A 22,092-nucleotide genomic window follows, 5' to 3' on the forward strand; every position below is an offset into this window, starting at 1 on the left:
ATTAACATGAATTGGACAGCATCGTTAACGCAGCACATTATTAGACCGTTATTACTGGGAATGAGTATTGGAGCAGGTTTATGTATTTCCTCTGCTTCAGCTGAAGTCGGCTATCCAGAAAAAGAAGAACTTAAATTTGGCTTTATTAAATTAACAGACATGGCTCCCATTGCGATTGCATACGAAAAAGGCTACTTCGAAGAAGAAGGTTTGTATGTGAGTATAGAGGCGCAAGCTAATTGGAAAGTATTGTTAGATGGAGTGATTGATGGTCGTCTTGATGGCGCTCACATGCTTGCGGGCCAGCCCATTGCGGCAACCATAGGCTATGGTACTAAAGCGCATATCATTACTCCGTTTTCAATGGACCTTAATGGTAATGCAATTACGGTATCAAATGATGTGTGGGCCAAAATGAAGCCACACATAGCAAAACAGCCCGATGGGTTGCCAGTGCACCCAATTAAAGCAGATTCATTAAAACCTGTTGTTGAGGAGTTTAAAGCCGCAGGTAAGCCTTTTAATATGGGCATGGTGTTTCCGGTGTCGACCCATAATTATGAGCTGCGATACTGGCTAGCTGCTGGGGGCATTCATCCAGGATTTTATGCACCGCATAAAGGTGACACGTCAGGGCAGATCGATGCACAAGCACTATTGTCGGTAACCCCTCCTCCACAAATGCCCTCAACGCTTGAAGCTGGCACCATTAATGGGTATTGCGTAGGCGAGCCTTGGAATCAACAAGCGGTATTTAAAGGTATTGGTGTCCCTGTTGTCACCGATTATGAGATTTGGAAGGATAACCCTGAAAAAGTCTTTGGGATCACCGCTGAGTTTGCAGAAAAATACCCAAATACCACTATTCGTCTCACTCGTGCGTTGATCCGCGCGGCTAAATGGTTAGATGACAACAACAATGGTAATCGCCCTGAAGCGGTGAAAATACTATCGCAACCTAATTACGTTGGTGCCGATTATGAAGTGATCGCCAATAGCATGACCGGAACCTTCGAGTATGAAAAAGGCGATAAACGCGCAGTACCCGATTTCAACGTTTTCTTTAGACACAATGCCACTTACCCATACTATTCAGATGCAATTTGGTATTTAACTCAAATGCGTCGCTGGGGACAAATTGAGCAAGATCAGTCCGATGAATGGTACAAAGAGGTCGCTGCAAAAGTATATCGTCCAGATATTTATGCTAAAGCCGCACAATCTTTGATTGACGATAAATTAATTCCTGCCAGTGCGTTTCCTGACTTCAGTAAAGAAACAGGTTTCAAGGCACCGCAAACTCACTTTATCGATAATTTAACCTATGACGGCACGCAGCCTAATGCTTATATCAATTCATTTGCGATTGGTTTAAAGCAAGGCGATAAGTTGTAATCAAGATAAGGAGTCTGGGATGAATAGTTTGACATCGATAGCCCCTAATCGCCTCATTGAAAAAAGTCGGAAAACTGCTGTTATGCTAAAAATATCAGAGCTCAGTAAAGTTGTGTTATTGCCGTTTATTGGTGTGGTCATATTTTTAGTGATGTGGACTGTTACCGCGAACAGCATTGAAACATCATTAGGTAAATTTCCTGGTCCTGTGGCCGTAGTGGAGCAATTTGAAAACTTGTACTCAGAGCACGTGGCTGAGCGTGAAAAAGCACAGGCATTTTATCAGCGTCAAGATGATCGCAATGCTGCACGTTTAGCCAACGACCCTGATTATGTTGTCAAAATCCGCAACTACACAGGTAAAGAAACCTTTTGGGATCAAATTTTAACCAGTTTGGTCACCGTGATGAGCGGGTTTTTACTGGCCGCAGTGATGGCCATTCCTTTGGGGATTTGGATGGGGCTAAGCCGCAGCTTGCAGGCGGCAATCAATCCAATTATTCAGATATTTAAACCTGTATCACCTTTAGCATGGCTGCCGTTAGTCACCATGGTAGTGAGTGCGGTTTATGTATCTCCAGACCCTATGGTGTCGAAATCATTTATTAATTCAATGTTAACCGTCACCTTGTGTAGTGTCTGGCCAATGATAATCAACACCGCAATAGGCGTATCTAGCATCGATGATGACTTAATCAATGTGAGCAAGGTATTACGACTATCTGCTATCACTCATATACAAAAAATTGTATTGCCTGCGTCAATTCCCATGATATTCACAGGCATGCGTTTATCGCTTGGTGTGGCATGGATGGTATTAATTGCAGCCGAAATGTTAGCGCAAAACCCAGGCTTGGGTAAGTTTGTCTGGGATGAGTTTCAAAATGGCAGTTCTGATTCGCTTGCTCGCATAATGGCCGCAGTTGTAGTGATTGGTTTTATTGGCTTTTTATTAGACCGGGGCATTCTTGCCTTGCAGCACTGGGTATCGTGGGATAAGTGAGGGTAGCAGCATGAGTTCATTTTTAGAGATCAGCGGCGTAGATATGGTTTTTCCAACGCCTAAAGGGTCATTTACTGCCCTAAAAGATGTCAATTTAAAGATTAACAAAGGCGAGTTTGTGTCATTAATTGGCCACTCTGGCTGCGGTAAATCAACAGTATTAAATATTGTTGCCGGTTTATACCAAGCCAGTTCTGGTGGGGTAATTTTAAAAAGTGCAGAGGTGAAAGAGCCCGGTCCAGAGCGCGCGGTTGTGTTTCAAAATCATTCATTATTGCCTTGGCTAAGTGCTTATCAAAACGTAGAACTTGCCGTGAAAAAGGTGTTTTCAGGCAAAATGAGCAAGGCAGAAATGAAACAGTGGATTGAACATAATCTGCAATTAGTTCACATGGAACACGCAATGCACAAGCGCCCTGGGGAAATCTCTGGTGGTATGAAACAGCGAGTTGGTATCGCCAGAGCCCTAGCTATGCAACCTGAAGTCTTGCTAATGGATGAACCGTTTGGCGCATTAGATGCGCTTACTCGAGCACACATGCAAGACTCATTGATGGAAATCCAAAGCCAACTCAACAATACGGTGATAATGATCACTCACGATGTCGACGAAGCCGTATTGTTGTCGGACAAAATTGTCATGATGACCAATGGACCTGAAGCGACTGTCGGTGAGATTTTACACGTAGGTCTTGAACGTCCAAGAAATCGTTTAGCCTTAGCGCAAGACACTGAGTACAACCGGCTGCGCTCAGAAGTGCTTAAATTTTTGTACGAAAAACAACGCAAGGTTGAACCATTAACACAAAACAAACAAGCATCTAAAATGCAGGATATGTCACAACACGAAAATCACAAAGTGGTTAAAGTGAGCAGCAGTTAACTTGCTGGTCGTGCGATTGCGCTTTAACGCGTGTAAATAACTCAAAAAAAATAAGGGATATAAGATGAATAAAAAACTGCTTGTTAATCAAGTTGCGGATAACGCTTGCCTAAATTCGACTAAAACAAAGAATTTAGCCTTATCTGCACTCACCTGTTCATTATTATTTGCCATTGGCAGTGCCACTGCAGCTGACTCTTCTGTCACATCAATAGCGGATGCCGTGACTCAAGGTAGTGCCAATGTTGATTTAAATTTGCGTTATGAATCAGTTGACCAAGACAATGCATTAAAAAATGCCGATGCGCTCACTTTACGCACTCGCTTAACTCTGGCTACAGCGGCTTATAATGGTTTTTCTGCCCTCGTTGAATTTGAAGACTCTCGAAGTGTTGCAGGCGTTGATGATTACAATAATGCCATTGGTAATAACGCCGATTACTCTGTTATTGCCGATCCAGAAACCACAGAGTTAGATCAGGCTTTTTTACAATATAAATATGATGGATTTACCGCAAAGGCCGGCCGTCAGGTTATCGCTATTGATAATCAACGTTTTATTGGCCATGTGGGATGGCGTCAAGATCGTCAAACCTTTGATGCACTCACGATGCAATACGCCAAGGACGACTTAACGCTAGATTACGGTTACCTATACAAACGCAATCGTATTTTTGCTGAAGTCAGAGATATCGATGCCAAAGATCACATCATTAATGCTTCTTATAATTTAGGCTTAGGTAAATTAAGTGCCTATGGATATTTGCTAGAAGAAGACACTCAAGTAGACAATGGTATCGACACTTATGGTGTGCGCTTTGCTGGTGCTAAAGATATCGACAAGATTAAATTACTTTATACTTTAGAATATGCCACTCAAGATGCTGATACTGCAACTACATCTTATTCTGCCGATTATATGCTCGGTGAAGTTGGTGTTGGATTTAGCGGTTTAACAGTCAAACTAGGTTATGAAGTGTTAGGCTCTGATGACGGCGCTTATGGTTTTGCCACACCGCTTGCCACATTACATGCATTTAATGGTTGGTCTGATCAATTCTTAGCAACACCAGCACAAGGGCTTGTTGATACTTATGTATCTATTGGTGGTAGTGCAGTAGGCGGCAGTTGGGCATTAATGTATCATGATTTCAGCGCAGATGACTCGAGTGCCACAGTGGATGACTTAGGCGATGAGATTGATGCGGTATTTACTCTGCCGATAGACAAAAACTACACTGTGGGTGTCAAGTATGCCGTTTATAGTGCAGGTGATGCTGGCGCGGGTAAAGTTGATGCCGATAAAGTTTGGCTTTGGGCAAACGCTAAGTTTTAAGCGTTAAGGGCTCATAATAAAGCGAGTATCAAATGATACTCGCTTTTTTGTTTAAGGGCTGTAAGGTCTTGGCTTTATGAAGCAATCTGTTGATGCGGTTGTTCATCAGAATAAAACTGTTCAACCTCAAGTTGGCCTTCACTTTTACCAATGACCACGGCTGTCATCATGTCGCCAGTAACATTGGTTGCCGTGCGGATCATATCGATTATTCGATCAATGGCCGCGATAAAGGCAATCCCTTCAAGAGGCAAACCAATTACGCCTAAGGTAACGGTTAACATCACCATTGCACTGCCAGGCACCCCAGCTGTACCGATAGAAGCAACCGTTGCAGTAAGTGCGATAAGCATGTAATCGGTCATATCCAGTGGTATGCCATAGATTTGTGCAATAAAAATAGCAGCAATAGCGGGGTAAATACCACCACAACCGTCCATGTTCATTGTTGCACCCAGAGGTAAAACAAATGCACTGTATTGTTTAGACACTCCCATGGCTTGTGTACAACGGGTACTTGCGGGTAAGGTGCCAAAACTCGACGCTGTGCTAAACGCCACCACTTGAGCTGGCAAGGCTTTGCGGAAAAACTGTAACGGGCTTAACCCAGCGGCAAATTTTACCAAGCCACCATAAACCACAATAATGTGGAGTAATGCAGCAATATAAATCGCCATAATAAATTTGCCCAAAGGCAATAGCGTGCTCAAACCATATTCACCCACAACCCAAGCCATTAGACCAAATACACCAATAGGGGTTAGCTTAAGTACCATACGAGTTAACTGAAACATCACTTCTGCACCGGCTTCCATGATGTTTTTAAGGGGAGCGGCTTTCTCGCCCACGGCATTAATGGCAATGCCAACCAAAGCTGCAAATACAATAATTTGCAGTACATTACCGTTGGCTAAAGACGCAAATGGATTGACCGGTATCATGTTCAATAGCACTTGTGCAAACCCTGGAATGTCGCGCTCACGTACCTCGGTCGTTGCTAATGATAAGCTACCGCCCATATCGATTAAACTACCAATAGCGAGGCCAATAAATGAAGCTATTGTGCCAGTAAACATAAACATCGCGAGGGTTTTAAAGCTTAAACGTTTCAAATTATCTTGAGAGCCAAGCGAGGTGATACTGACCACAATGGCACAAAATACAAGCGGGGCAACCAGCATTTTAATTGCGCTAATGAATAAATCACCCAAGGGTTTGAGTATGACCGCTGACTCACCTAAACCAATACCTGTGAGTGTCCCTAAAACAAAACCGGCTACGACTTTTTGCCAAAAGGGGATGCGGTTGAGCGTTTGAAAAATCATGAAAGTTCCAAATAAAAAATCGACCAGGCACAGCTACAGCGCTGTAAAGTCGATATTGGTGGCAAGGGGAGTGGTGGTTTTAAACGTCCATACTGCCCGATTAATAAATATTAATCGCATTGTATGAACTCATGTCATGACAAACAACGTTATTTTGTTATAACTTATATGAATAACCGATGTTGTTATTATAACTTTAATTTTATGTATTAATAATTAACTTATTTAACCTGAGCTCGGGATAAGGGATGAACTTATACTATTTAAAATCAACATGTTACCCATTCTCACTTTCAAGCTTGTCATTTGTTCTGCTAACAAGGCGAATTGATGCGTCAATAGCTAGCCTATTGTAAGTCGATTCAACGCAGTGAGCAGGGCAAAGGACTGTTTGAAAGGCATTTATTATCCCGAGCTCAGGTTATTTAGATATTAACGGTAAAAACCCTGTGGTTTAACCTTCAAATAAAGATTAAACAATGACCCTTTTATGGATGATGTTTTCCGGTGCTTTTTTAGCCGCCACGTTACTACCCGGAGGTTCAGAAGTATTGCTGGTGGCACTGCTCGATGATGCGCCGACGATGTGGTTGCAATTATTAATGATTGCTACGCTTGGTAACACACTAGGTGCAATGACCAGTTATGGACTGGGGTGGACGGGCAGGTTAGCAAAACCCCCGCAAGAGATGACCAGTCGATCGGCTCAAATCGCGTTAGCTTGGATGAAACGTTATGGGGTCTGGACATTACTGTTATCTTGGCTCCCGCTTATTGGCGATGTACTTTGTTTACTTGCCGGTTGGTTAAAACTGCCTGTTTTTATGTCAATTTTTCTGATTTTTATAGGGAAAATATTACGTTACAGTGTGGTAGTGTTCATCTTTATGTCGGTATGACATGATTAAATAATCTCAAATGACGATGCTAGCGAGTATGCGCTAGTGGCTTGCTATAAGAAGGACTTGATTGTGAAATTACATGTTAAAAAATGGTTGTTAGCCGGTGCCATAAGTGCCGCGCTTGCCGGTTGTGCTAACGATGGCCAGCAAGCATCTGCATTACCTCAGGGCATTAGCTTTATTGAAGAAGTGGCACAAGCAGAAAATCAAGTCAGCATCCCTTATAAAAAGTATCAACTTGCGAATGGCTTGACGGTAATTTTACATCAAGATAAATCTGACCCATTGGTGCATGTAGACGTGACGTATCACGTTGGTTCTGCTCGTGAACTGGCAGGGCGCAGTGGTTTTGCACATTTATTTGAACACATGATGTTTCAGGGCTCGCAACATGTTGCAGATGAACAACACTTTAAAGTGGTCACAGAATCTGGCGGTACACTCAACGGCACTACAAATACCGATCGCACCAACTATTTTGAAACCGTACCAAGTAATCAACTCGAAAAAATGTTGTGGTTAGAATCTGATCGCATGGGCTTTTTACTGCCAGCATTAACCGACAAAAAATTTGAAGTACAACGCGAAACCGTTAAAAACGAGCGCGCTCAACGCATTGATAACCGCCCTTATGGTCGTTTAAATGAACGTTTTAACCAGGCTCTTTATCCTGCAGGACATCCTTACTCTTGGCCGGTTATAGGTTGGCCAGAAGATTTAGATCGTGCAACCACCAGCGATGTTAAGCATTTTTTCCAACGCTGGTATGGCCCCAATAATGCCACCTTAACCATTGGTGGTGACTTTGACGAAGCCCAAACCTTAGCCTGGATCAATCAATACTTTGGCGAAATCCCTCGCGGGCCTGAAGTCAAACCTGACGAAAAGACCAAAGTGACATTAGACAGCACTCGTTATATCTCAATGGAAGATAAAGCCCATTTGCCGCTGCTGTATATTGGTTTTCCCACGGTTTACGCTCAACATCAAGATGAGGCCGCGCTTGATTTACTGGCCAATATCTTAGGCGGAGGTAAAACATCGCTAATTTACAAAAATTTAGTTAAAGAAGGTTTTGCGGTACAGGCTGGGGCTAGCCACCCTTGTCAAGAGCTTGCCTGCCAGTTGTCGCTTTATGCCGTTGCTAACCCTGCTAAGGCTGCCAGCCTTGCTGACATTGAAGCCAAAGTAAATCAAACCATTGCTGAGTTTGAACAGCGTGGTGTCACCGATGCTGATTTACAAAAGGTTAAAGTGCAATTTGAGGCTGACACCATTTTTGGTATGCAAAGTGTGCAAGGCAAAGTGTCTGCACTGGCAGCAAACCAAACCTTTTTTGGTCAACCTAACATGATAGGTTCAGATTTAGCTCGTTATGCTAACGTGAGTAAAGCTGATGTGATGCGAGTGTTTAATACATATATTAAAAACAAACCTATGGTCGTGATGAGCATTGTGCCTGAAGGGCAAAAGCAATTAATTGCACATGCAGATAATTTTGAACCAACCATGCTCCCAATCGCTCAAGAAGCGGTAACCGGATTAACACAGACGGCTTTGACCACGTCATCTTTTGATCGCAGTAAAATGCCGGTTGCTTCAGCGGCCCCATTATTAACGGTACCCAAATTGTGGCAATCTCAACTCGAGAATGGCACTAGCGTTATGGGTACTGAAAGTCATGAAACACCAACGGTTGAGTTATTAATCTACCTTGATGGTGGTCATCGATTAGCGCCATTAGATAAAGCCGGTATTGCAGACTTAACCGCATCAATGCTAAACGAGTCAAGTCTTAAGCGCAGCAGCGAAGAACTGGCAGGTGCATTAGACATGCTAGGTTCAACCATTAGTTTTGGTGCAAGCAGCTCTCAGAGCTTTATCAAAGTGTCGAGTTTAACCGAACACCTTGATGCCACACTGGCATTGGTTGAAGAGCGTTTGTTTAGCCCAGGGTTTTTACAGGCCGACTTTGACCGTGTAAAGCAACAGGCTATTCAAGGCTTACAGCATCAGTTATCCGACCCTAATTTTATTGCCAGTAGTGGATTTAATCAGTTGCTTTATGGGCGCCAAAACCCAATGGGTGTTAGCAGTAGTGGAACGGTAAAATCGTTGTCAGCAATCACCCTAGATGATGTGAAGCAATATTATCAGCAGCAATATCGTGCCGGTAATGCTCAAATTGTGGTGGTGTCTGATTTAAGCCAGCAACAAATACAGCCTAAATTGGCCGTTTTTTCAACTTGGCAGGGGGAGGCCACAAAAGTCGCGCAATTACCTGCTGCACTTTCGCACCCTAAAAACACGGTTTACTTAATAGACAAACCAGGTGCTGCGCAATCGGTTATCACAATAGGCAAACCGTCATTATCTTATGATGCAACGGGCGATTATTTTAAAGCTTACCTTATGAACTACCCATTAGGCGGCGCATTTAATAGCCGTATTAACCTAAACTTGCGAGAAGATAAAGGTTATACCTACGGTGCGAGAACCGTGTTTAATGGCAGTGAGGATTCTGGCGAGTTTATGGCCTATGCCAGCGTGCGCAGTGACGTAACCGCAGATGCATTAGTTGAGTTTGTTAAAGAAATCAAAACGTATCAAACAGAAGGTATGACTGAGAATGAGTTAAGGTTTATGCGTAATTCAATTGCTCAAAGCCAAGCGCTTGAGTATGAAACACCTTATCAAAAAGCCGGGTTTTTACGCATGATCCAACGTTATCAACTAGACCAAGACTTTACCTTAAAACAAGATGAGATAGTTGATCGCATAACATTAACGCAGCTCAACCAATTAGCCGCTAAATTGTTGAATATGGATGACATGGTATTCTTGGTTGTGGGTGATAAAGCCAGTGTGGAGCCAAGCCTACAAGCACTGGGGTATCAAGTAGAAACCGTCACATTAGCAGACTAATTGTATACTTGAGATGCATCGAGTTAGCACTAGCACTTGAAACTGGCTAGTGTTAACCTCATATTGTTAATTCAGTGGCCATATTTGCTGACTTTTGAATGTTTTTGACCCAACCAATGCCTGTGAATCGTATTGGATTCATTATTATGGTCATTCAATAAATTGAAGCGGTAGGACTCATAAACGGTAACAACAGCGTTGCCGTTTTTATTTTATTCAGCACGGTTCGCATTATGTTGACTGATGCGAAATGACACTATTTTTTGCGAACTAAGTAATAATATCCTTTATTATCAGGTCTAGCTGTTTACTCGCAATGCGAATCCAAATAAGAGAGTAATAAATTGAAGTCTTTCAATGAAAAGGTCAAACACTTAAGCGACACTCAAGGCCGAGAGGCATTATTGGGTATGTTACGTGGTATTGAACGTGAAGCTTTGCGTATTGATGAAAATGGCCACTTGGCTCAAGACGAGCACCCTAAAGCACTTGGCTCTGCGTTAACCAACTCACGCATTACAACCGACTACAGTGAAGCATTATTAGAGTTTATTACTCCCGTTAGCCATAATATCGACGATTTACTTGAAGGATTAACCCAAACACATGCATACAGTGTGCGTAATCTTAATGGACAAAAGTTATGGCCTGTTAGTATGCCCTGTTACATTGGCGATGTTGCCAACATACCGGTTGCACGATATGGCGTATCAAATACTGGTAAAATGAAAACCCTCTACCGTAAAGGATTAACACACCGCTACGGGGCACTAATGCAAATTATTGCCGGGGTGCATTTTAATTTTTCGGTGTCAAACGAGTTATGGCAACGTTTGTACGACGACAAAATTGCTAACGGTAATGGTAATGCTTGCTGCAACAAGAGTAATACTTTTGAAGATTTTGTTTCAGAATCCTATTTTGGATTGATCCGTAACTATCGTCGTTTAGTGTGGGTATTACCGTATCTTTTTGGATCATCTCCAGCATTATGTGGCTCGTTTATTAAAGATCAAGATGTTGATTTTGAATTTGAACAAACGGGTAAAGGGACTCTGTACCTGCCTTATGCAACCTCATTACGTATGAGCGATTTGGGCTACACCAATAAAGAACAAGACACCTTAAACATTAGCTATAACTCATTACCTGAATACCTCGATGGTGTAGGCAAAGCCATAAAAATGCCATCGAAGAAGTTTGCCCAAATTGGTGTCAATGTTGACGGTGAGTTTCGTCAGCTAAACAGCAACATCTTGCAAATTGAAAACGAGTTTTATGCCCCTATTCGTGCAAAACGTGTAACCAAAAAAGGTGAAAAACCTTCCCAGGCACTTGCCCGCGCTGGGGTTGAATATATTGAAGTACGTGCATTAGATGTGAACCCATTTAGCCCTGTGGGTATTGATGCCACCCAGGTGCGCTTTCTTGATTTGTTTTTACTGCATTGCTTATTGTCACCCTCAGACGACACAGACGCAGTAGGCGAGGCTGAGATTGCGGCAAACTTAAAAGCGGTCGTGCTTGAGGGGCGTAAACCCGGGCTGGTTTTACAGCAAAACGGCCAACCTATGCCATTAGCACAATGGATGCACGAATTATTTGCCGAGTTATCAACCTTAGCCATATTACTCGATGGTGAAGAGAGCCATGCTTATCAACTCGCCTTAGCTCATTGGGCTGAAGCCATTGATGATCCAGATAAAACACTGTCTGGTCGTGTGATTAATGAGGTTGTAGTAAAAGGCACAGATCACAGTGTATGGGTAAAACAACTTGCTGAAGATTATCATGAATTTTTAACGCATTATCCGTTAAGCGAAAGCGTTGAAAAAAGCTATGTCGACGAAGCGATTGCATCATTGGCAGAGCAACAACACATTGAAGCACAGCCGCAAGACACGTTTAGCGAGTTTTTGCAGCAGTATTTTAAAGATGTGGTACCAGCAGGTACATTTGAGGCTAAGTAAGCATGTTAAGCAGGATATTTTCTCGGCGTCAGTTAGCCATACCGTTAGCAATGAGTTTGTCACTCGTCATATTGCAAGGTTGTGCGTCGGCGCCAGATGATACTGCACAGTGTGGTACTGTTTCGAGCTTTCTTGCGCCCGACAACAGTGCCCAGCTTTACCGCCTAGTGGTGACACACCTTGATGGTGTACCTGTGATATCCAGACCCAATTACCAACTCCCCCCAGGAAAGCATGAGTTTACTGTCGCGGAGCTCATTAATGCCCCCGAACTCAAAGTCTCATTGGCTGCTCGTAAAGTGAAAACATTCACTGTCGACGTACTGGCTAATCAGCGTCATCATATCGCTGCTCAGTTTAATACAGACCGGATTTATATCGGTGCAAATCAAGGATATTGGCAACCTGTTGTGTGGCAAACAGAATCTCATCAATGTGAAATGAAGCGCTAACTCAATTGCATTAGCCGCTTATTGGTGCAAAACTCATTGTATACTTAAGTATTTGGGTTGTAACGGTTATTGTTATTTTCTTGAGCCGCTCATTACGTATAAATAGAGGTGTTATGAAGCGTTTTTTAGTTGTTGTTAGCTCGATTGTATTGCTGCAACTTTCAGGTTGTGCCACTTCACCTCCTCAACAACCAGATAATATCTGCGCCATTTTTGAAGAACATAGCGCTTGGTACGATGCTGCTGTCGATGCCAGAGAAAAGTGGGGCGTGCCTGTGCATGTGCCATTAGCAATGATGTATCAAGAAAGCGGTTTTAGGCACAACGCGGCGCCACCAATGGAGTATTTTTTAGGGTTTATTCCAACCGGGCGAGCAAGTGATGCTTACGGCTATGCGCAGGCTAAAAACATGACCTGGGGCGACTATGTAAAAGAAACCGGTAACAGCTGGTCAAGTCGCAGTGACTTTGACGATGCCATGGACTTTATGGGTTGGTATATTTATAAAACCCACAAAATAAATGGTGTATCTAAATGGGACGCTAAAAATCAATATCTCAATTACCACGAAGGATGGGGCGGTTATAAACGAGGTAGTTATAAAGCCAAAAAGTGGTTAATCCCGGTTGCGAATAAAGTTGATCAACGTGCAAGGCGCTATGCGGCGCAATATGGCCAATGTAAAGATGAGTTAGATTCATCTTGGTGGTAGTCAATTAATACCATTCCGCGTTAGCAAGTGATCTCTCAGCGAGAATTTAAAAGGGCTTAAACAAGGCGAATGACTGAATGAATAGTTATTCTCTTTCGAAGTCATGCAACGCAGTATAAGCCCTTTTAAAACTCGCCTGAAAGGAATGCCCCAGCGGCTTTTGCTCTGCGTTCTCGCTATTTGAAAGGGAACAACCATTACTACATAGCGACGCCTTAATCAAAAACCGCTGGACGCATTCTGAGTGGTCACTTATTAATGCGGAATGGTATAAGCCATAACAAAAAAGGAGCTAGGCTCCTTTTTTGTTAATTAGATGCACTAAGCAAACTCGGCCAAAATCCAATCTAAAGGCGCTTGATATTGCTGTGGCATCCAGCTTTTAAGCTGTTTAATACTGTCATCTAACATGGCTTTATTGTGCACAGACAAGTTTAAATGGCCCACTTTACGGCCTACTCGCACTTCTTTGTTGTACCAAAACAGCTCAGCGTTAGGCAGGCTTAACCAGCGCTCGTCTTTATCGACACCAATTAAGTTCACCATCACACACTGAAAGTTCACCTGAGGTTGATGCAAAGGTAAATTGCACAGCGCACGTAAATGCAGTTCAAACTGGTTAATATGGCAGCCTGCTTGCGTCCAATGGCCCGAGTTGTGCACTCTAGGGGCAAGCTCGTTTACCATTAAGTGCTCGCCAACTCTAAAGCACTCCATTGCCATGACACCCACATAATCAAGACCATTCATGACCTTGCTTAACATGCTTTCTGCTTCTGCTTGCAGTGGCGCTAAACGGCTTAATGGCGCAATTGATGCCATCAGAATACCGTCTTGATGCAAGTTCAGTGTTAACGGATAAAATAAACAGCGGCCATCTTGGGTGCGTACACCCACTAACGACACTTCTTCGTCAAAGTTAATGGCTTGCTCTGCAATGGCTTCGTTACGCCAATCCTGTGGGATGTTTGAGGCGTCATTTTGTTTGAGCCAATGCTGACCTTTACCGTCATAACCACCGGTGCGACGCTTTAATAATACCCGTTCACCATAAGCCTGATAAAGTGCCTCTGTACTGGTATTATCATCGACTAATTGCCATGGCGATGTTGCGACAGCTAACTCATCGAGCAGGCTTTTTTGAGTATAGCGATCAGCTAAACGCCCAAAAACAGGGCCATTGATAAAGTGTGGGTGTTGGCTTAATTGCAAACTCAGTTGCGATTGTGGCCATTGTTCACGTTCAGCGGTAATGATGTCGTCAGCAAGTAGCGGTAACTGCGCATCCGATGGCGTCATAATATCAACGGGTCGCACATTAATGCCTAACGGCTGCCCTGCATGACTGAGCATGGCGCCTAGTTGGCCATCACCCAATACCCAAAGGTTTTTTGGCAAAGTCATTAGTCTTCTCTCGGATCGGGATTATCAAGAATAGAGCGAGTTTGCTCTTCACGAAACGCCTCTAAGCGAGCGGCTAAATCTGTGTCGGTGACCGCCATAATTTGGCTAGCCAATAAACCTGCGTTAAATGCGCCGGCTGTACCAATGGCTAACGTGCCAACCGCAATGCCTTTAGGCATTTGGACAATAGACAGTAGGCTGTCCATGCCGGATAACGCCTTGCTTTGCACCGGGACACCCAATACAGGCAAACGAGTTTTAGAGGCGATCATGCCTGGTAAATGGGCTGCGCCGCCTGCGCCGCCAATAATGACTTTATAGCCTTTATCTGCAGCAGAACTTGCAAATTCCATTAGCTTGTCTGGTGTTCTGTGAGCCGAAACAACTTCAACATGATAAGGCACTTTAAGCTTATCCATTATCTCAGCGGCGGCTTCCATTGTCGGCCAATCACTTTTTGAACCCATCACAACAGCAACTAGGGCTTGCATGTTAACTCCTTAACGTACTTATTGTATTAGTATATTTTGTTAATTCACCGGCAAAGTAACCTAGGTAATTAACCTCAATATTAAGGCGATAAAAAAGGGGCTAGATAATAGCATAAGCGGTGCGCAATTGGCTGCACTTCAGTGTTTCTTGAGGCTAACACTCAGTTTCTAAAAACGAAAACTCTTTTGGTGTGTTTGGGTATGGTAGGGCTAATGGCATTTAAATAATACCAATTCCAGCAATTATCTGGTCATTCAGCGGGAATTCTGTGCCTTCTAGGCAAGTAATAGGATTGTAGGCATAGTTGCTCTACGTCAAAATACTATTAAGCAGTATAGAAGGCACAGAAACCCGCCTTGTAGGAGACACTCAGACTTTCCATTTCTTTGTTGCATCGCCTTAAAAGGGAATAACCATTCTTTCAACAATGCGCCTCAAACTGAAAAGTCTGAGTGGCTCTGATTGGTCACATAATTAATGGAAATGGTATAACCCTTTTTATATTTGCGTTCGTTATTAGTCAGTAGCGAGATAACAAACTTTCTGAAAAGGGCACGTTTATGAAGGATTACCAGCAAGCCGTTAACCACAGCCTTTTGGCTCTTATCATCAGTGGCATTATGATTGGCGGCTGCGGGCAAGCGCCAAAGGATGCGCATCAGCAACCCCAAACGGAGGACGTTAACGTGAGCGATTTAGCGCCAAGCACACATCCACATGCGTTACCTGTGAGTCACACTACGCTCAAGCCACTACATGCCGAAATGATCCTTTCAGCCCAAGAGCAAGCTCAACAATCAATTAAAGATCAAATACAATCAAATCGCGCTAAAACAATGGCCGCTGTCATGCCAATGCATCGCGATGGCAGCCATCTTAGTGCTGAGCCGATCAATAATGATAAGTTTGCCACCCTGGTGCAGAACGGCAATATGGTGGTGAGTGAAACGCCGGTTTCAACCTTTTCTATTGACGTTGATACTGGCAACTACAGCACGATGAGAAGAACGATTAATCAAGGCCTGCTACCGGCTAAAGATAGTGTACGGATCGAAGAGCTGATTAACTACTTTAGTTATGATTACCCCGCACCAACCGATGCCGAGGTGCCCTTTAATGTTACCACCGAATTGGCGCCATCGCCCTATAATCAAAATACGCAATTGTTACGCATTGGCATAAAAGGGTTTGAGGTTGCAGCCAACCAAAGAGGTGCCAGTAACCTGGTGTTTTTGCTCGATGTGTCTGGTTCTATGTCGTCAAACGACAAGTTGCCTTTGTTAAAGCAAGCCTTGTTGATGCTTAGTCAGCAATTGTCGGCGCAAGATAAAGTGTCTATTGTGGTGTACGCTGGCGCCAGTGGCGTGGTACTTGATGGTGTAGCAGGTAATGACGTTACGGCCATCAACCACGCCCTAAGTCAGTTAAATGCCCAAGGCGGCACCAATGGCAGCCAAGGTATACAGTTGGCGTATCAATTAGCGCAAAAACATTTTATTAAACAGGGGACTAATCGCGTTATTTTAGCCACAGACGGTGATTTTAATCTGGGCATGACCGACCATCAGCAGTTGGTAGATTATGTGGCAACTCGCAGCAAAACGGGGATTGGTTTGTCGACATTAGGTTTTGGCTTAGGCAACTATAATGACCATTTGTTAGAGCAGTTATCGAATAAAGCCAATGGTCAGTATGCCTATATCGACACGCTACATGAAGCAAGAAAAGTATTGGTAGATCAACTGAGTGTCACTTTGCTCACCATCGCTCACGATGTCAAAGTACAAATAGAGTTTAATCCTGCTGTCGTGTCTGAATACCGTTTAATTGGTTACGAAAATCGTTTACTGAATCGAAGTGACTTTAACAATGACGCGGTTGATGCAGGGGAGATTGGTGCAGGCCATACTGTGACTGCACTGTACGAATTGCGATACAGCGATAGCCACAATACTTTAGTTGATCCGCTGCGTTATCGGGCCTCAACAACGACAGATAACAAGGCAAGAGCGGTAAGCGATGAAGTGGCTTTTTTAAAATTGCGCTATAAAGCCATTGGTGGCCAAGCAAGCCAATTATTAACTTTTCCTATCACTAAAACGCAGCAGATAAAGCATTTACAACACGCCAGTGATGACTTGCGATTTGCAGCCGCAGTGGCAGGCTTTGGTCAATTACTTAATCATAATCATTATGTGCACGATGTTGATTATGCTAAGTTAATTGCTCTTGCCGAATCTGCAATGGGCCAGGACCGTTTTGGTTATCGCCATGAGTTTGTCCAGTTACTAAAAACGGCCCATGTGTTGTCTGAGCAATCTAGATTAGCGGTTAATCAAGCATACCCGAATTAAGGATAACAAGGTGCCCACATTCACACAGCCAAAGGACGAACGTTTAATGCCTCAAACCGCCAGTGACGAACAGCTGATGTTAGATTATCAGGCCGGTAGCAGCAAAGCATTTGAAGTCTTATATCGCAAACACAAAGGACCGTTGTATCGCTACTTTGTGCGTCAATTACACGACCAACAGTTGGCAGAAGATTTATATCAAGAGACTTGGGGGAAAGTGATTAAGGCCGCATCGCAATATCAGGTCAGTGCTAAATTTACCACCTGGTTGTATAAGATTGCCCATAACTTGCTCATTGATCATGTTCGCGTGGTAAAGCCGCTCGATAGCGTCAGCCCTTTAGATAAAGAACAGGACATGGACACTCTAGCTGCCAACAACCTCTGCGCCCCAGAGGTTCAATTAGAGCAACAGCAACAACTTAATATCATCAAAACCTGCATTGCCAAGTTACCGCCAGTGCAGAAAGAAGCGTTTCTACTCAATATTGAAATGGGCATGACCGCCGCCATGATAAGCGACATTGCTAATGTAACCCTTGAAGCCACCAAAAGCCGCATTCGTTATGCTTATCAAAGTATTAAACAATGTATTTCGAATCAATTGCCGGAGACAAGAGCATGAGTCAGTCACAAGATCATGATGCCGAGTTTGCTGCATTACACACTGAAATAAAACACCTTTATCATCAGCAGTCACTAGAACAACCAGCCGCTGAGTTAGATGAGGCTATATTAGCAAAAGCCAGGACTGCTCATCATGTGGTCGCTAAACAACGCGGCGCTCACCCCTCGTTATGGCGGCGTAATGCGTGGCTATTTTCAACGGCCGCTTCGGTGATGTTGGTGGCAGGCTTGTTTATTTTAAGCCCGAGTCTGCAACAACAAGTGGGTCTAAATATTGAGCAAGGGTTGCCAGTGCCTGTGGGGGGCACTGAGCAAATTGATGATCAACAGGCGATGAGCCAATCATCTGCAGACATCAGCCTTAATGCAGCATCTGAACAAGCCATTGCCGTTGAAGGCATGTCAATGCGCGCCGCACCGGAGCAGCAGGAAAAGCCAGTTTCAGCCAGTCACCACGAGGCAGTAATTGACCATACACCAGCAGACAAAATGCCAATGCGCGATGCCCTCACTCAAGCAGAGTCTGTGCGCCAAGCCCAAGCGGCTAAACAGGTTGCCGATGCAGACGCTGCCCAGCAAAAAGCCGCTGCGCTGCCTGTACGCCAGCAAGACAAAGAGCTTAAACACATGAAGCAGCAATTTGAACGCAATCCTAAAGGTGATATTGAGCTTGATACGGCCGAACTCGCTTTAGCGCGATTACAGGCATTACTGGCAGACAATAAGCTCAAGCAAGCTGAAGGTTATATGATAACCATGGAGCAACGCTTTCCTGAGCTGTTGAGCCCAGCGCATCCGCTGTATAAGCAATATCAAAAAATCAAAGCGCAGCTAACCTCGCAGTAATTAACATGCAACACCGTTATCGGCTAAGCGAATCATGCTTAGCCGATTTTCGTTACATTTTTGTACTGCAAAAAATAACATAACTCTGATAACGTGAATAAATAACCTGGGCTCAGGTTAAATAACACCAAGGCCTTAGACCGAGTAAAGGAAACTCCTCACCATGAAACTTCGCCGCTCAGTAACCCATTGCATGCTAGCGTTAGGCACATTAGCCTGTTCATCAATAACGTTAGCCCATGCTGCTAACCAAGGTTATTACCGCGCCCCTGCGCTGCATGACCAAACGCTTGTGTTTACCGCAGAAGGCGACTTGTGGACGACGCAGCTTAACCAGACGAAAGCCAGCCGTTTAACTAGCCTCACAGCTGAAGAGCTTGATGCCACCATTTCTAAAGATGGCAAGTGGGTGGCATACACCGCCAATTATGAAGGCGCGAGCGAAGTGTATGTGATGCCGATTGCTGGTGGTGTGGCCAAACGAGTCAGTTTTGAAAACAGCCGTGTGCGCCTGCAAGGTTGGACCGAGGCAGGTGAGGTGTTGTATTCAACCGATAATGCTTTTGGCCCTGCTAATTTTTGGGTACTGAAAACCGTTAATCCAAACACATTAACCGTTACCGACCTACCATTAGCCGACGCCGTTGAAGGGGTTATCGATGATAAAGGCGAGTATGTTTACTTTACCCAGTTTGGTTTACAGGTCAGTGGCGACAACGCCAAAGTGTATCGTGGCGGCGCTAAAGGTGAAATTTGGCGTTATAAAATTGGCAGCAAACAAGAAGCTCAGCAATTAACCACCACTCATGAAGGCTCTGTTAAGCAGCCGATGCTATGGCAACAACGGGTGTATTTTGTCAGTGACCAATCGGGTAATGATAATATTTGGTCAATGAGCCTTGATGGAAAAGATGTTAAGCAACACACGCAACACACCCAATGGCAGGTGCGTGATGCCCAACTTGATAATGGCCGTATAGTGTTTCAACAAGGCGCCGATATTAAGCTACTCAATTTAGCTGACATGGCCCAAAGCACCCTCGATATTGAACTCACCAGCGACTTTGCACATCGTCGTGAACAATGGGTCAATGACCCAATGGAGTACGCCACTTCCACTGTACTGTCTCCTCAAGGCGACAATGTAGTGATTACCGCCCGCAGCCATGTGGCGATTGCCAGCAACGATGGCCGCCGTTTGGTGCAAATAGACTCCCCTGCAGACAGTAGAGTGCGTGATGCGTTATTAAGTGATGATGGCAAGTGGGTGTATGCCATTAGTGATGCGTCAGGCGAGCAAGAAATTTGGCAATACCCAGCAGACGGCTCAGCAGGTGCCAAGCAACTGACTAAAGACGGCAACACTTTACGCACCAGTTTATCGTTATCGCCAAATGGCCGTTATTTAGTGCACGACGATTATATGGGCAATGTATGGTTATTGGATTTAACTCGCAATAACAACCAAAAAATCATGAGTAATGGTGAGGGGTTAGGCCCTTATCAAGACATTAAATGGTCGGCCGACAGCCAATTTATTGCGCTAACGCAATCAAAAATTGGCAAACAGCGCCCGCAAATCGTGTTGTATTCTATTAATGAGTCTAAAGCACAAACCTTAACAACAGATAAGTACGAGTCGTTTTCCCCAAGCTTTAGCCATGACGGTAAATGGTTGTACTTTTTGTCTAACCGCGAGTTTAAAGCCAATCCAGGTTCGCCATGGGGCGATCGCAATATGGGGCCTATTTTTGATAAACGCACCCAAATATTTGCCTTAGCGTTAGATGCAAAAGCTGTGTTTCCATTTGCTAAACCAACAGAGCTTACAGCCAATAAAACGGTCAAAACAACAGAAGATAACAGCCCTAGTGGCTCGGCTAAAATCAAAGTCGATTGGGATGGGCTTAATCAGCGTTTATGGCAAGTGCCGGTCGATGCTGGTAACTACAACAGCTTAACTGCCACCAAAGACAAGTTATATCTGCTTGATGGTGATCAAGATAACAGCGAGTTAAAGCTGATTAAGTTTGATGCACTGCAGCCAAAAGTTGACACCTTTAGCGACGATGTTGGTCAATATGCGTTAGCAAAAGATGGCAGTAAACTTATGCTGCGTAAAAAGTCAGATCCTAAAAACATCATGATTGTTGATGCTGGCGATAAGTTAGCCAGTGACGTGTCAAATGCTAAAGTGAGCACAGCACAATGGCAGTTAAGCATTTCGCCACAACAAGAATGGCAACAGATTTTTGAAGATGCCTGGCTTATGCACCGTGATTCATTTTTTGACCCTAACATGCGCGGCGTAGACTGGCAGGCTGCCAAAACCAAATACCAACCTCTGGTCGACAGGCTCACCGATCGTAATGAGCTCAATGACATTTTTGTGCAAATGATGGGGGAATTAAACTCACTGCACTCGCAAGTACGTGGGGGCGACATTGACCAAGATAAAGAGGCTGCCAAGGCCGCTGCGTTAGGTGCAAGGCTCACGCAAACCGATAAAGGAGTGGTGATCAGCCACATTTATCAAACCGACAGCGAGTTGCCTTTGTCTGGATCACCGCTTGGGCGTATTGAGGTGGACGCTCAAGAGGGCGATGTGATTCGTGCAATCAATGGTAAAAATGTTGCATCAGTTGCAGATGTCACTCAACTGCTGCGCAATCAAGCGAATAAACAGGTTTTATTAGGGCTACAACGCGGTAAAACTGCACTCAACACTGTTGTTACACCACACGATATTAGCGCCGACGCGAAATTACGTTACCTTGACTGGGTTGAACACAATGGCGCCAAAGTGGCTGAAGCGTCAAAAGGGAATATAGGTTACTTACACCTTTATGCCATGGGCTCTGACGATATCGAAAGTTTTGCCCGTGAGTTTTACACCAACTATGACAAAGACGGCTTAATCATTGATGTGCGCCGTAATCGTGGTGGTAATATCGACAGCTGGATAATTGAAAAACTCCTACGTCGAGCCTGGGCATTTTGGCAGCCGACTCATGGCAGTACCCATGCCAATATGCAACAAACCTTTAGAGGCCATTTAGTGGTATTGGCCGATCAAATGACCTATTCAGACGGCGAAACCTTCTCGGCTGGCGTTAGGGCGCTGAATATTGCACCAATTATTGGTAAGCAAACCGCTGGGGCTGGTGTGTGGTTGTCGGGCCGAAACTCAGTTACCGACAATGGTATGGCGCGAGTGGCAGAGTACCCGCAATATGCGATTGATGGCCGCTGGATTGTAGAAGGGCATGGTGTTGAGCCAGACATTGAAGTGGATAACCTGCCTTATGCGACATTCAGTGGCAAAGACGCCCAACTTGAAGCGGCAATCAGTTACTTAAAGGATGAGTTAGTACAACAGCCCATAGCGCCATTACAAGGCTTACCCATGCCAAAAACAGGTAAAGCTGACGACATCAAAGCCAACTAGTGTTGCGTTACCATGCC

General features: G+C 44.2%; 16 protein-coding genes. 13 read left to right on the top strand and 3 right to left on the bottom strand.

Features of this window, described 5'->3' with window-relative positions; translation table 11 throughout:
• The first annotated feature begins 60 nt into the window (after positions 1-60).
• The 4 genes from L2703_RS02360 to L2703_RS02375 all read left to right on the top strand — a co-directional run bounded on the left by L2703_RS02360 (position 61) and on the right by L2703_RS02375 (position 4,617).
• Entirely contained in the window at positions 61-1,395 is a 1,335-nt protein-coding gene (locus L2703_RS02360; protein WP_248969711.1) for a CmpA/NrtA family ABC transporter substrate-binding protein, read from the top strand.
• A gap of 82 nt (positions 1,396-1,477) precedes the next feature.
• Positions 1,478-2,398, top strand: coding sequence for an ABC transporter permease (locus L2703_RS02365; protein WP_248969712.1), 921 nt, complete (start codon positions 1,478-1,480; stop codon positions 2,396-2,398).
• A gap of 10 nt (positions 2,399-2,408) precedes the next feature.
• Positions 2,409-3,281 (top strand): ABC transporter ATP-binding protein, encoded by an 873-nt coding sequence (locus L2703_RS02370; protein WP_248969541.1) that lies wholly within the window; start codon positions 2,409-2,411, stop codon positions 3,279-3,281.
• Positions 3,282-3,345: 64 nt separating this feature from the next.
• Positions 3,346-4,617: an alginate export family protein gene (locus L2703_RS02375; protein WP_248969542.1), complete on the top strand. Its 1,272-nt coding sequence runs from the start codon at positions 3,346-3,348 to the stop codon at positions 4,615-4,617.
• 74 nt (positions 4,618-4,691) lie between these two features.
• Here the strand turns inward: L2703_RS02375 and L2703_RS02380 are convergent, their stop codons facing one another.
• Positions 4,692-5,942, bottom strand: coding sequence for a dicarboxylate/amino acid:cation symporter (locus tag L2703_RS02380; protein ID WP_248969543.1), 1,251 nt, complete (start codon positions 5,940-5,942; stop codon positions 4,692-4,694).
• Positions 5,943-6,421: 479 nt separating this feature from the next.
• Between L2703_RS02380 and L2703_RS02385 the strand changes: the two genes are divergently transcribed.
• From L2703_RS02385 to L2703_RS02405, 5 genes are all read left to right on the top strand, one after another.
• Positions 6,422-6,841: a YqaA family protein gene (locus L2703_RS02385; protein ID WP_248969544.1), complete on the top strand. Its 420-nt coding sequence runs from the start codon at positions 6,422-6,424 to the stop codon at positions 6,839-6,841.
• 72 nt (positions 6,842-6,913) lie between these two features.
• Entirely contained in the window at positions 6,914-9,769 is a 2,856-nt protein-coding gene (locus tag L2703_RS02390; protein WP_248969545.1) for a M16 family metallopeptidase, read from the top strand.
• Positions 9,770-10,113: 344 nt separating this feature from the next.
• Positions 10,114-11,739 carry a glutamate--cysteine ligase gene (gene gshA, locus L2703_RS02395; RefSeq protein WP_248969546.1) on the top strand — a complete coding sequence of 542 codons (1,626 nt, stop codon included), beginning with the start codon at positions 10,114-10,116 and terminating at the stop codon, positions 11,737-11,739.
• A gap of 2 nt (positions 11,740-11,741) precedes the next feature.
• Positions 11,742-12,191, top strand: coding sequence for a hypothetical protein (locus tag L2703_RS02400; protein WP_248969547.1), 450 nt, complete (start codon positions 11,742-11,744; stop codon positions 12,189-12,191).
• Between the two features lie 113 nt (positions 12,192-12,304).
• On the top strand, positions 12,305-12,904 hold the full coding sequence (locus L2703_RS02405; protein WP_248969548.1) for a transglycosylase SLT domain-containing protein: 600 nt from the start codon (positions 12,305-12,307) through the stop codon (positions 12,902-12,904).
• Positions 12,905-13,225: 321 nt separating this feature from the next.
• Here L2703_RS02405 and purK read toward each other — a convergent pair whose 3' ends face one another.
• Positions 13,226-14,308: a 5-(carboxyamino)imidazole ribonucleotide synthase gene (purK, locus tag L2703_RS02410; protein ID WP_248969549.1), complete on the bottom strand. Its 1,083-nt coding sequence runs from the start codon at positions 14,306-14,308 to the stop codon at positions 13,226-13,228.
• Positions 14,308-14,799 (bottom strand): 5-(carboxyamino)imidazole ribonucleotide mutase, encoded by a 492-nt coding sequence (purE, locus tag L2703_RS02415; RefSeq protein ID WP_248969550.1) that lies wholly within the window; start codon positions 14,797-14,799, stop codon positions 14,308-14,310. Before purE ends, purK begins: the two co-directional genes overlap by 1 nt.
• A 561-nt stretch (positions 14,800-15,360) precedes the next feature.
• Between purE and L2703_RS02420 the strand changes: the two genes are divergently transcribed.
• The 4 genes from L2703_RS02420 to L2703_RS02435 all read left to right on the top strand — a co-directional run bounded on the left by L2703_RS02420 (position 15,361) and on the right by L2703_RS02435 (position 22,075).
• Positions 15,361-17,154 carry a vWA domain-containing protein gene (locus L2703_RS02420; protein WP_248969551.1) on the top strand — a complete coding sequence of 598 codons (1,794 nt, stop codon included), beginning with the start codon at positions 15,361-15,363 and terminating at the stop codon, positions 17,152-17,154.
• A gap of 46 nt (positions 17,155-17,200) precedes the next feature.
• Positions 17,201-17,779, top strand: coding sequence for a sigma-70 family RNA polymerase sigma factor (locus L2703_RS02425; protein ID WP_248969713.1), 579 nt, complete (start codon positions 17,201-17,203; stop codon positions 17,777-17,779).
• The gene (locus tag L2703_RS02430) at positions 17,776-18,627 is read left to right on the top strand and encodes a hypothetical protein (RefSeq protein WP_248969552.1); all 852 of its coding nucleotides are present in this window, start codon (positions 17,776-17,778) and stop codon (positions 18,625-18,627) included. The genes L2703_RS02425 and L2703_RS02430 overlap by 4 nt, the downstream gene beginning before the upstream one ends.
• Before the next feature lie 163 nt (positions 18,628-18,790).
• Positions 18,791-22,075 (top strand): S41 family peptidase, encoded by a 3,285-nt coding sequence (locus L2703_RS02435; RefSeq protein WP_248969553.1) that lies wholly within the window; start codon positions 18,791-18,793, stop codon positions 22,073-22,075.
• The last annotated feature ends 17 nt before the right edge of the window (positions 22,076-22,092 follow it).

This window comes from Shewanella basaltis, assembly GCF_023283885.1.
In the GTDB taxonomy this organism is placed as follows: Bacteria; Pseudomonadota; Gammaproteobacteria; order Enterobacterales; family Shewanellaceae; genus Shewanella; species Shewanella basaltis.